This is a genomic window from Cryobacterium sp. TMT2-10 (genome assembly GCF_004403075.1).
Lineage (GTDB): Bacteria > Actinomycetota > Actinomycetes > Actinomycetales > Microbacteriaceae > Cryobacterium > Cryobacterium shii.
Genome location: NZ_SOGW01000076.1, coordinates 25,279 through 35,370, shown reverse-complemented (window position 1 = coordinate 35,370; position 10,092 = coordinate 25,279). Strand labels below are relative to the sequence as shown.

The following is a 10,092-nucleotide window of genomic DNA, read 5'->3' as shown; positions in this document are numbered from 1 at the left end:
GAGGTCCGCCTGGCGGATGCCGCGGGGGGCGCCACCGCCGACCGGCTGCTGGCCGTGCGGCGGGCCGCGCACCCGGCGCTGGCCGCCCACGGCGAGGTCCTGATCGAGGATGTCTGTGTGCCCCGTTCCCGGATGGCGGAAATGTTCGAACGGATCGCGGAGATCAGCGCCCGCACGGGCGTGCCGATCCCCACGGTCGCCCACGCCGGCGACGGCAACCTGCACCCCAACTTCGTGATCCCCGCCGACCCGGGCCGGCCGGCCGGGGACCCGGTGGTGCCGGAGGCGATCTGGGAGGCGGCCGGAGAACTGTTCCGGGCGGCCCTGAAACTCGGCGGCACCCTCACCGGCGAGCACGGGGTCGGCGTGCTCAAACGCCGCTGGCTGGCGGAGGAAATCGGCGACACGAGCTTCGACCTGCAGCGCCAGATCAAGTCCGTCTTCGATCCCCTCGGCATCCTCAACCCGGGCACCATGTTCGCCCCGGTATCCTGATCGGCATGACATTTGAGTCGCCCGAGTCCCGCCCAGCCGCTGCCGCCCCGGGTGTGCAACCGGCGGCCCAGCCCGTTCAGCCCGTGTGGTCCGCCCCGGTGCGCCGCACGAGTGGGGGCCTGATCGCCCTGACCAGCGTCGGCCTGGTCGTGGGCGGCACGGCGGTGCTGCTGGTGCTGGTGTACCTGGCCACGTTCCTCGGCCCCGGAGCGCTGCTGATCTGCCTGATCCTCGCCCTCATCCCGTTGACGGCGATCCTGCTGGCCGTGCGCTGGATCGACCGCTGGGAGCCGGAGCCCCGCCCGACGCTCTGGTTCGCCCTGCTCTGGGGCGCGGGCGTCTCGGTGGCGTCGGCCCTGATCTTCGACCTCGGCGTGCAGATCGCCCTGAACCTCTCCGGCGCGTCCCGGTCAGCCTCCGGGTCCGGCGCCGATTTCACCGCCGCCGTCATCCAGGCGCCCATCGTGGAGGAGACCGCGAAAGGATTTGGCATCCTGCTGATCTTCTGGGTGCTCCGCCGCCGGTTCGACGGACCCGTCGACGGCATCGTCTTCGCGGCGACGGTCGCCGCGGGGTTCGCGTTCTCCGAGAACATCCAGTACTTCGGTCTGGCGATGATGGACGGCGGCGCCGCCAACCTGGGCTTCACCTTCCTGGTGCGGGGTGTGCTGTCCCCGTTCGCGCACGTCATGTTCACCGCCTGCACGGGGATTGCGATCGGACTGGCGGCCCGGCGCCGCGGTGCGGCGGCCGCCGGCACGATCCTGCTCGGCCTGCTGGGCGCCATCCTGCTGCACATGCTCTGGAACGGCGCCTTCTACCTGGTGGACAGCGCCTCCTTGGTGACCTACTACCTGCTCGTGCAGGTGCCGCTGTTCCTGGCCGCCGTCGTGGTCGTGATCCTGCTCCGCCGGCAGGAGAAGCGCATCACCGAACGTCGACTCAGCGAGTACGCGGCGGTGGGCTGGTTCAGCGCCGCCGAGGTCTCGATGCTCGCCACCCCCGAAGGGCGGCGGCAGGCCAGGACCTGGGCTTCTCGCCAGCCCCGCGCCCGCAAGCGGGCGATGCAGAGCTTCATCCGGGATGCCACCCGGCTGGCATTCGCCCGGCAACGGATGCTGAACGGCACGGCGGGTCACGTGGACCGCGCCGACGAGGCGGAACTGCTGGGCCTCATCCAGGCGGACCGCGCCGGAGTGATCGCCTGAGCGTCGCACCTGAGCGCGGGGAAGTGAACGGCGTCGGCTGCAGACATGAACTCGCCGCCCGGTGGTGTGGCGATGCCGACGACTCTCCCGGAGCGGCGAGTTACTGATTCCATGGTGCGCCTCCCCGTTGCGTTCGCGCAAGGGGGAATTTTCACGGTGCGTCGGACGGGTGAATCCGGTTGGATGGGAACATGACTGATCTCAATTCAAAGCCCGAACTCGACGCACCCGAGGGCCCCGCGCCCACCGAACTGACCATTACCGACATCGTGGTCGGCGAGGGTGCCGAGGCAACCCCCGGCGCCACCGTCGACGTGCACTACCTGGGCGTCGAATACGACACCGGAGACGAATTCGACTCGTCCTGGAACCGCGGCCAGTCGATCAACTTCCCACTCCGGTCGCTGATCGCGGGCTGGCAGCAGGGCATCCCCGGAATGAAGGTGGGCGGACGCCGCGAGCTGGTCGTCCCGCCGCACCTGGCCTACGGTCCCGCCGGCGGAGGCCACCGTCTCTCCGGCCAGACGCTGATCTTCGTGATCGACCTGCTCGGCGTCAGCTAGAACTCGGCGTCAGCTGCAACTCACCGCCGCCCGGAGGGCACGTGCGGGTCACAACCAGTCGCGACCGGTCGCTACGAGTCGTGTTCGACCCGCACGTGCTTGATCCGGGAGCTGTGCCCACGGATGATGGTGACCGCGCTCCGGGAAACGCCGAAGTGCTTGGCGAGCAGCTTGACCAGGGCCTCGTTGGCGGCACCCTCGGCGGCGCGCTGCTGCAGATAGACCGTAAGGGCGGCATCCGTGGGGAGTTTCGTCGCAGTGTCCGGCGCATCCTCGGGGTCGTCGACCGTGACCAGAGGCCCCTTGCGGCTGCCGGGCTTCACATGCACCGTCAGATTCACGGTTCGCGTCACACCGGTCCTCCTGGAATATAGTTCTCATCACAACGCTAGCGGGCGGAGTTGCCGCCATGATCTCAATCGACTGTGCACGCGCACTGGCCGTGGCCGGTCTGCGCTGGCGCCCCGTCTCCGGGGACGCCTTCCGGATCGAACGTGCCGGTTTCGAGAGCGACGTGTTCACGGTCAATGACATGACCATCGAGCCGCACGAATTCGACACCGGCACGATCCTCGGGTTCAACGGCACGACCGAGTGGGCTCTGGACTCCCTCGCCCTCGAGGACGCCCTCTGGCTCCCGCGCGAGGACCAGTTGCGGGCGCTGCTGCGCAACACCTTCCGCTCCCTGCACCGGCTGGAGGAATCGAGCCACCGGGTGCTGGTCGAGATCCACGGCGCGACGGAATCGTTCGACGCCGACGAAGCCGCGGATGCCTACGGCCTCGCACTGCTCCGCCTCATCGGTCTGTCCGCGGATGCCTGAGGCGCCCGCCGAGCCTTCCCTGCCTACCGGGCTTCCCGGCCTACCGGGCCTTCCCGGCCCGACGCGCAGCCCTCGCCGCCTCAGAGTCCCTCGGCGATCACAGCCGTCGCGTCCAGCCAGGCCCGGCGGGTGCGCGGGTCGAGTGCGTCGATGTTCAGCGGTCCACCGCCGATCAGCGCGGGGTCAAACGGCACGTCCAGGACGGCCCGGGTGAGCTTGCCGAAGTGATCGTGCAGCCGCCGGTACAGGGCGTCGTCGACGGTCCCGTCCGGTGACGCCAGGATCGTGACGGCCTGCGCCACCTTCTCGCCGTGGCCTTTCTGGCGCAGACCCTCCAGCAGCGCGGCCGCACCGTAGCCGGTGTCTTCGCGGATCGTCGACACGACGACGAGCTGGTCGGCTTTCTCGACGGCTGCCTCCCAATTGGATGCCCGCATGTTGTTGCCCGTGTCGATCACCAGCACGCGGTAGAACCGGCTGAGGATGGCGTAGAGCCGGCCGAACGCCTCGCCGTCGATGTTCCGGGCGCCGGCCGGGTCCAGGTCGGAGGCCAGCGCGTCGAATTGGGCGTCCCCCTGGGCGTGCACATAGTTGTCCAGGTCGCCCAGGCGGATGGTGCGTCCGTCGTCAAATCGGTCCAGCTCGCGCAGGAGGGTCAGGGCGGTGTTCGTGTGCCCGGCGGTGCGCACCCTCACCCCGAGGTTTCCCATCGACTCGTTGTTGTCCCACGCCAGCGTGTACCCGCCGCGGTACATGCCCAGCGTCGCCGCGATGAGCAGGGTCGCGGTCGTCTTGTTCGCTCCGCCCTTGGGATTGAGCACCACGATCGTTTTCGGCTCCGTGAAGTTGCGTTGGACGGAGGCGATCGTCTCTCGGTGCGCCCGCTCGACGCGGCCCGGGCCGAGAGCGATGAGGCCACCGGTGAGCCGGCTGAGCCTCCCTCGCCAGCCCTGCTGAGCAGGCCCGGCCGTCGTGCGCTGCGGCGGGCTGAGGAACGAGAGGCGAGTGGAGGCATCCGGCCCCTCGTTCTCCCCGGTCCCGCCGGCTGCATCGCCTTCGTGAACGGGGGCTCCGGCACCGGGAAGCGCGGGGACATTCTGGGTCATGATCGGTTTCTTTCCGTCGCTGCTGGCTGGCGTTGCTCGGACTCAGTCGTCGACAACGGCTGATTCCGGACCGGGGAAGATCCGCAACTTCCTTAACCGTATGAGGTTCTTCGCGGTGAGCCAAAGCCACCTGCCGCCGCCGGGGCTAACTCAGGAGATTCTCCCGCTGGCGCCCACTCATCCGCACTGGTCTGCGGCGCCGGACGAGCGACCGGCCCGAATCTCCTGAATTAGCCACCCGAGGGTGGGGAAGGGGATTCCGGGCGGCCGGTCGCCGGGCCGCGTTCCGGCATACTTCGCCGGGACTGAGCGTCCTCGGCGGCGCGGATGCAGTAGATGGGAAGCGCGCGGTGTCCTCCACAATCCGGGTTTGATCAGGTTATCCACAGTGTCCACGGGTGCCGGGGCCGTGTCGGTGGGTGCGCGTAGCGTGTTCCTCATGAAGCCGTCATTCATCGCAGAGCGAGAGGCCATGGGCCTCCATTTCGATGCCATCGCCGAGGCCGAACGCGACATCGCCGCGGCCTTCGCCCGGCGGGCGGAACGGGTCGAGGCGGCCCGACGGTTCGGGCAGGCCGTCGCCCACAACGCCGCCCGGGTCCCAAGCGCCCGCTGGGACGCACGTGAGGTGGCCGAGCGGGAGTTCTCGAGCGAGCTGGCCTGCACGATCCGGGTGCCGCAGCGGTCGGCGGAAAACCTGGTCGCGGAGAGCCGGGCCCTGGCCGTTGAGCTGCTCGCGACCCGGGCGGCGCTGGCTGCGGGGGAGATCAGCTATGGCACGTTGCGGTGAAACCCGAGACGACGCCGCCGCCGGAACCCACGACGGTAGCCGAGCCGGAGCCCGCCCCCGAGCACGCACCGTTCTGACGGTCGAGGCCGCCCGGGAGGAGCCGGTCAGGCCAGCCAGGCTGCCGTCATGCCCTGCACGACGGAACCATCGAGGTCGGCGAGCTTGGCAGCCACGAACTGGCGTGCGCCTTCGGACGTCTGCACGCGGAACGCGGGGCGGTCGCCGTCCAGCAGGCCTGCGAGAACCGCACCGGCGCTGTGAGCGGACTGGGCAGCACTGAAGGAGAACGCCGCGCGGGCCAGGTAGGGGGCCAGGGTGTCGGCGTAGGGGTCGTCAACCGGGCCGGACGAGGCGAGCTCTCCACCCACGTTGGCGATGAACGACGACGCCACGGCACCGGGCTCGACGACCGTCACGGAGACCCCGGCCGTGGCAGCCACGGGGGCGAGGCTCTCCATGAAAGCCTTCGACCGCGAACTTGGCGGCGCAGTAGGCCTCGTTGAAGGGCTGGCCGACGACCCCGCCGACGCTCGACACCGAAATCAGGCGCCTGCGGGTTTTACGCAGGTGGGGGAGGGCAGCGCGGGTCACGGCGACGACCCCGAAGAAGTTCGCTTCCATCACGGCTCGCACATCGTCGACGGTCTCGTTCTCGATGGTGCCGACCCGGCCGGAGCCGGCGTTGTTGATGAGCGCGTCGAGCCGGCCGTAGCGTTCCGTCAGGTCGGTCACGACCTGCGTCGCCGAGTCGGGCTCGGTGACGTCCAGACGACGGATGTCGAGGCTCACCCCGCGGTGGCCGCGGCGTCGCGCAGGGCGCGCGCTCCCTCGAGGTTGCGCATCGTGGCCACGACCGTGTGTCCGGCGCGGGCCGCCGCCACGGCTGCATGCAGGCCGATCCCGGAGGATGTACCGGTGATCAGCACAACGCCGGGAACCGCTTGCGTGTTCATCTGGTCAGTACCGGTCGGGTTCCGGGCCGAGATTGAATCGACGACCGCTGACAGTCGTGGGCGTGATCTCCACATAGATGTACTTGAGGGTGGGGACAAGCGGGCGCAGCGGCAGCTGGTCCGCGGCCTCGATCTCGGCCTGCGTGTCGAGCACGCGCGCCTGGCCGCGCGCCACGACGCTCCAGGCTTCGTCGCGGCCGATCCCGTCCGTCTCGAAAGCGACCCTGTTGTTCACGGTGAGTTCGAGCAGCTTCGTGCCCTCCGCGGTACGGAAAAGAAGCGTCTTGTCGACCGCGATGAAGTTCACCGGGTAGATGTCCGGCTCACCGGCGATGCTCAGCGCGAGTCGCCCGAAACTCGACGAGATCAGGAGATCCCAGCATTCTTCTTCGGTGAGGTTCCGAACCGGACTCAGGTCGTTGGTTTCCATGCCCAATGGTCCCACGCGGTCGGCTTCTCCGCGAGCTAACGCGCGGGTCGACCAACGGGCGGGACGAAAAACGCGCCGACCACCGGGAACGGCGGTCGGCGCGTAGTCGCTCTTCGTGCAGAGCTGGTGCGTGTCAGCCCTGGCGCCCGGGGCGACGGATGTTGCGTCGGAATACGAACAGCACGACCAGGCCGCCGAGCAGGAGAGCCGAAGCGGTGGAGATCAGGAGCGGTCCGGAGCTGAAGCCGGTGGCGGCCAACTGCGGAGCGGCCTCGACGAGGGGAGCCACCATCGGAGAGGCGGTCGCTGTCGGGGTCGGGGTCGGGGTGGCCGTCGGCGTGGTTGCTGCGGCCCGCACGATCGTGGTCAATTCGGTGTCACAGATGACCGTGCTGCCGCCATTGTTGCCGGATCCGTTGCACTGGGTGACCGTGACCGGAATTTCCGGCACCACGCTGGACAGCGGGTCGACGGTACACAGTACGCGCATGGTGGCGCCGCCGCCATTTCCGGAACTGTTGCACTGGTCGACCGTGGCACCGGTTGTGGGGCCGGTCGGGTCGCAGTCGGTCGTCGGCTCGGTGCCGCCGCCGGTGCCGGATTCGATGCACTGATTCACGGTCGCGGGGGTCGGAGTCGCCGAGCCGGTGATGTTATTCACGATGGTCACGGTGCAGAGCACGTTCCCGCCGCCGACGTTGATCGACCCGTTGCACTGCGCGACGTGCAGGACGAGGTTCGTGTAGGGAGCGACCGTGGCCGGCCCGCAATCGACCTTGGTGTTGGCTTCGTGAACGCATACGACGGTGCTCACCGTGGAACTCGCCACACCGGTAGCCAGGTCCAGGTTGTTCGTCACGGTGACGTTGCATTCCACGGCTCCGGTGCCGGCGCCGACTCCCGGGACGCCGTTGCACTGGTCGATGGTCGTGCCCGTCGGCGCAGCCGAGGCCGGCGCCACCGGAATAGCGGTCAGCGCAAAGCCGGCGAGAACGAGGCCGAGGGCCAGCACTGTGGCTTGGCGCAGGATGGAAGAACATGAATTTTTTACAGCCGGAAGAATAACGATGAAAGGCCCCCTAGTTAAGGTCATTCTAACAGGGGACTCTCAGGCAGCCACGTCCAGGAACGGTCCGCGCCATTCGTTCACGCAACGTTCAGCGTGGTTCGATCACCCCTCTGACCCGGTCAATAAGGTCTTGCCAGGGGCCGCAGACCTGCTGCTCCCCGAGCACCACCTCATGGGGTGCACAGCGGATGCGATAGATATACCGGTCCGGCTGCGGCGCCTCCGTGGCCACGTCGTTCCATGGCAGAGTGTCGAGGAGCGCCATCCATGCTGACGCATCGGGCTGCTCGTCGACCTGAACCTCCCAGGTCCGCCGGATCCCGGCGATACCACCGCTGCGCGAGACGACCACCTTCACAAGACGTCCACCTTCATGGGGGAGATGCTACTCCGGCAGCGCGACCGGATCCCCGGTGCCGCCGGGGATGGTGACGGCGCCGGTGCGGGCGCTCGATACCGAGCCGAGGCCGGCACCGAGTCCCACCGCGGTCCAGGCGGCGATCACGGCATCGTGCTCCGGGGATCCGATGCCGTACCGCTTGAGCGCCGCCCGCGCGGTCGCCCGAGCGAACCCGCGGAAGTCAACGCCCCGCCCGAGCGTGCCGGAGGTGAGCGTGTCGAACCAGATCCGGCCGGCGGCATCCCAGGCGTTGCCGCCGAGAGCGGAAGCGACCAGGAAGAACGCCCGGTTCGGGATACCGGAGTTCAGGTGCACCCCGCCGTTGTCGTCCTCGGTCTCCACGTAGCCAGACATGTTGGCCGGCTGGGGGTCCTTGCCGAGGACATCGTCGTTGTAGGCGGTGCCGGGTGCTTTCATCGAGCGCAGGGCCACACCCTGCACCTGGTCGGTGAACAATCCCTCGCCGATCAGCCAGGACGCCTCGGCGGTCGACTGGCCCCTCGCGTACTGCTCGACCAGGGAACCGAACACGTCTGACACCGACTCGTTGATCGCGCCCGACTGGCCCTGATAGGCGAGGTTGGCGGTGAACTGGGTGACGCCGTGGGCGAGTTCGTGCCCAATCACGGTCAGCGACGCGGTGAACCGGTTGAAGACCTGCCCGTCCCCGTCACCGAAGACCATCCGCTCCCCGTCCCAGAACGCGTTGTCGTACCGGCGGCCGTAGTGCACGGTGGCCTCCAGCGGCAGCCCGCGATCGTCGATGGAGTCACGCTCGAACACCGTCCAGAACAGGGCGTGCGTGCTGCCGAGCCCGTCCCAGGCCTCCTGCACCGCCGGGTCCGCCACCGGCCCCTGCCGCTCGCCGCGCACCAGCCGGCCCGGCAGACGCTCCAGGCCCGCCGCATCCGAGATGGCCCGGTCGATCCGCCCGCGCACCGCGGTTCCGATGCCCGAAGGCTGCACCGATGGATGCACCGACGATCGCACAGACGGATGCGCCCCCGCGCGCAGGTCCCGGATCGGCGCGTCCCGCATCAGCGACTGCCGCGCGGCCTCGGCGGCGGCAGCGAACCGGGGATCGTCCAGGCGGGCCAGCCGCACCAGCAGGTACGGCGGCACGATCGCGCAACGGGTGTGGGCGTGCGGTGATCCGGTCATGGGACGAGTGTGGCACCAGACGGTGACACTGGCCAGCGCATCCGCTGCATCCGCCGCGGAGGGGCCCGAATGGCGAACTCGCGGCGCCGACCGTAACGTGGGGGGCGGGCGGCACCGCGAGCTGCACCATTAATAGCACCGGGCGGCCCGGGCGAGAAGGCGCCGGAGGCCGCCGTCCGTAGACTCTCAGCATGCGCTTCGGAATCGTGATTCTCCCGCAGGACGCCTGGCCGGAGGCCCGCCGCAAGTGGCAGGGCGCGGAGGCGCTCGGCTTCGACCACGCCTGGACCTACGACCATCTCTCCTGGCGGTCCCTCGCCGACCAGCCCTGGCACGCGACCGTCCCTACGCTGACGGCCGCGGCGGTCGTGACCTCCCGCATCCGTCTGGGCACCTTCGTGTCGTCGCCGAACTTCCGGCATCCGGTGACCTTCGCCAAGGAGATCGCGACCCTGGACGACATCGCGGGCGGGCGGTTCCTGCTCGGCATCGGCTCAGGCGGCACGGGCTTCGACGCCGGCGTGCTCGGCCAGCCCGAGCTCACACCCCGGCAACGGCACGAACGGTTCGCCGAATTCGTCACCGGCCTCGACCTGCTGCTGCGCCACGAGGAGCCGGGCAGGGGCGGCCTGAGTTTCAGCGGCGACTGGGCCACGGCGGTGGGTGCACGCATGGTCGGCACCCCGGCGCAGTCGCCGCGGGTGCCCTTCGTCATCGCCGCCAACGGGCCGAAGGGACTGCGCCTGGTCACCACGTTCGGGTCCGGCTGGGTGACGACGGGGGCGGATGGCGCGGTCGGCGAGGACTGGTGGGCTTCGGTGGCAACCCTGTCGGCACGGCTCGACGACACGGCGCTCGCCGCGGGCCGCGACCCGGCCGGCATCGACCGCTACCTGTCCCTGGACAGCGGCGGCGCCTACTCCCTGAGCAGCGCCGGCGCGTTCGAGGATGCCGTGGGTCGCGCCGGCGAGCTCGGGTTCACCGACGTGATCAGTCACTGGCCCCGGCCCGACGGCATCTACGCCGGGTCGGAGGCCGTGCTGGAACGGGTGGCGGCCTCCTTCGCCCGGCACGCTTCGTAGGCCGCTCAGTAC

Annotated in this window: 14 protein-coding genes and 1 pseudogene; 6 read left to right on the top strand and 9 right to left on the bottom strand. The window is 69.4% G+C overall.

What is annotated here, in order from left to right; all coding sequences use genetic code 11:
- The 3 genes from E3T37_RS08765 to E3T37_RS08755 form a co-directional block, all read left to right on the top strand.
- A partial coding sequence (locus E3T37_RS08765; protein WP_304992546.1) for an FAD-binding oxidoreductase occupies nt 1–495 on the top strand: 495 nt, incomplete at its 5' end.
- Nucleotides 496–500: 5 nt separating this feature from the next.
- Entirely contained in the window at nt 501–1,703 is a 1,203-nt protein-coding gene (locus E3T37_RS08760; RefSeq protein ID WP_134366413.1) for a PrsW family intramembrane metalloprotease, read from the top strand.
- A 191-nt stretch (nt 1,704–1,894) separates the two neighbouring features.
- Nucleotides 1,895–2,266, top strand: coding sequence for an FKBP-type peptidyl-prolyl cis-trans isomerase (locus tag E3T37_RS08755; RefSeq protein WP_134366412.1), 372 nt, complete (start codon nt 1,895–1,897; stop codon nt 2,264–2,266).
- Nucleotides 2,267–2,337: 71 nt separating this feature from the next.
- Here the strand turns inward: E3T37_RS08755 and E3T37_RS08750 are convergent, their stop codons facing one another.
- Nucleotides 2,338–2,619, bottom strand: coding sequence for a DUF167 domain-containing protein (locus E3T37_RS08750; protein ID WP_241975776.1), 282 nt, complete (start codon nt 2,617–2,619; stop codon nt 2,338–2,340).
- Between the two features lie 56 nt (nt 2,620–2,675).
- On the opposite strand from E3T37_RS08750, the gene E3T37_RS08745 reads away from it, so the two are divergent.
- Nucleotides 2,676–3,089 (top strand): hypothetical protein, encoded by a 414-nt coding sequence (locus tag E3T37_RS08745; protein ID WP_134366411.1) that lies wholly within the window; start codon nt 2,676–2,678, stop codon nt 3,087–3,089.
- Between the two features lie 80 nt (nt 3,090–3,169).
- Here E3T37_RS08745 and E3T37_RS08740 read toward each other — a convergent pair whose 3' ends face one another.
- On the bottom strand, nt 3,170–4,195 hold the full coding sequence (locus tag E3T37_RS08740) for a cobalamin biosynthesis protein CobQ (RefSeq protein ID WP_134366410.1): 1,026 nt from the start codon (nt 4,193–4,195) through the stop codon (nt 3,170–3,172).
- Between the two features lie 439 nt (nt 4,196–4,634).
- Between E3T37_RS08740 and E3T37_RS08735 the strand changes: the two genes are divergently transcribed.
- A complete protein-coding gene (locus E3T37_RS08735; RefSeq protein WP_134366409.1) occupies nt 4,635–4,985 on the top strand; it encodes a hypothetical protein in 351 nt (116 codons plus the stop codon).
- Nucleotides 4,986–5,089: 104 nt separating this feature from the next.
- Here the strand turns inward: E3T37_RS08735 and E3T37_RS17375 are convergent, their stop codons facing one another.
- From E3T37_RS17375 to E3T37_RS08710, 7 genes and pseudogenes are all read right to left on the bottom strand, one after another.
- Nucleotides 5,090–5,443: a hypothetical protein gene (locus tag E3T37_RS17375; protein ID WP_241981007.1), complete on the bottom strand. Its 354-nt coding sequence runs from the start codon at nt 5,441–5,443 to the stop codon at nt 5,090–5,092.
- Between the two features lie 28 nt (nt 5,444–5,471).
- Nucleotides 5,472–5,774: pseudogene (locus E3T37_RS17370) on the bottom strand (SDR family NAD(P)-dependent oxidoreductase); the annotation flags it as partial.
- Nucleotides 5,771–5,938, bottom strand: coding sequence for an SDR family NAD(P)-dependent oxidoreductase (locus tag E3T37_RS17365; protein ID WP_241975777.1), 168 nt, complete (start codon nt 5,936–5,938; stop codon nt 5,771–5,773). The pseudogene E3T37_RS17370 and the gene E3T37_RS17365, both read right to left, overlap by 4 nt.
- A 4-nt stretch (nt 5,939–5,942) precedes the next feature.
- Nucleotides 5,943–6,368: a pyridoxamine 5'-phosphate oxidase family protein gene (locus E3T37_RS08725; protein WP_134366408.1), complete on the bottom strand. Its 426-nt coding sequence runs from the start codon at nt 6,366–6,368 to the stop codon at nt 5,943–5,945.
- Nucleotides 6,369–6,501: 133 nt separating this feature from the next.
- Nucleotides 6,502–7,380, bottom strand: a complete 879-nt coding sequence (locus tag E3T37_RS08720) for a hypothetical protein (RefSeq protein WP_134366407.1) — start codon at nt 7,378–7,380, stop codon at nt 6,502–6,504.
- Between the two features lie 145 nt (nt 7,381–7,525).
- Nucleotides 7,526–7,795, bottom strand: a complete 270-nt coding sequence (locus tag E3T37_RS08715) for a protealysin inhibitor emfourin (protein WP_134366406.1) — start codon at nt 7,793–7,795, stop codon at nt 7,526–7,528.
- Nucleotides 7,796–7,822: 27 nt separating this feature from the next.
- Nucleotides 7,823–8,998, bottom strand: a complete 1,176-nt coding sequence (locus tag E3T37_RS08710) for a M4 family metallopeptidase (protein WP_134366405.1) — start codon at nt 8,996–8,998, stop codon at nt 7,823–7,825.
- Nucleotides 8,999–9,189: 191 nt separating this feature from the next.
- On the opposite strand from E3T37_RS08710, the gene E3T37_RS08705 reads away from it, so the two are divergent.
- Nucleotides 9,190–10,080, top strand: a complete 891-nt coding sequence (locus E3T37_RS08705; RefSeq protein WP_134366404.1) for an LLM class flavin-dependent oxidoreductase — start codon at nt 9,190–9,192, stop codon at nt 10,078–10,080.
- Nucleotides 10,081–10,092 lie beyond the last annotated feature (12 nt).

Coding starts and splice junctions, on each gene's coding strand:
- E3T37_RS08760 (WP_134366413.1), top strand. CDS start 501: ATGACATTTGAGTCGCCCGAGTCCCGCCCAGCCGCTGCCGCCCCGGGT.
- E3T37_RS08755 (WP_134366412.1), top strand. CDS start 1,895: ATGACTGATCTCAATTCAAAGCCCGAACTCGACGCACCCGAGGGCCCC.
- E3T37_RS08745 (WP_134366411.1), top strand. CDS start 2,676: ATGATCTCAATCGACTGTGCACGCGCACTGGCCGTGGCCGGTCTGCGC.
- E3T37_RS08740 (WP_134366410.1), bottom strand. CDS start 4,195: ATGACCCAGAATGTCCCCGCGCTTCCCGGTGCCGGAGCCCCCGTTCAC.
- E3T37_RS08735 (WP_134366409.1), top strand. CDS start 4,635: ATGAAGCCGTCATTCATCGCAGAGCGAGAGGCCATGGGCCTCCATTTC.
- E3T37_RS17375 (WP_241981007.1), bottom strand. CDS start 5,443: ATGGAGAGCCTCGCCCCCGTGGCTGCCACGGCCGGGGTCTCCGTGACG.
- E3T37_RS17365 (WP_241975777.1), bottom strand. CDS start 5,938: ATGAACACGCAAGCGGTTCCCGGCGTTGTGCTGATCACCGGTACATCC.
- E3T37_RS08725 (WP_134366408.1), bottom strand. CDS start 6,368: ATGGAAACCAACGACCTGAGTCCGGTTCGGAACCTCACCGAAGAAGAA.
- E3T37_RS08710 (WP_134366405.1), bottom strand. CDS start 8,998: ATGACCGGATCACCGCACGCCCACACCCGTTGCGCGATCGTGCCGCCG.
- E3T37_RS08705 (WP_134366404.1), top strand. CDS start 9,190: ATGCGCTTCGGAATCGTGATTCTCCCGCAGGACGCCTGGCCGGAGGCC.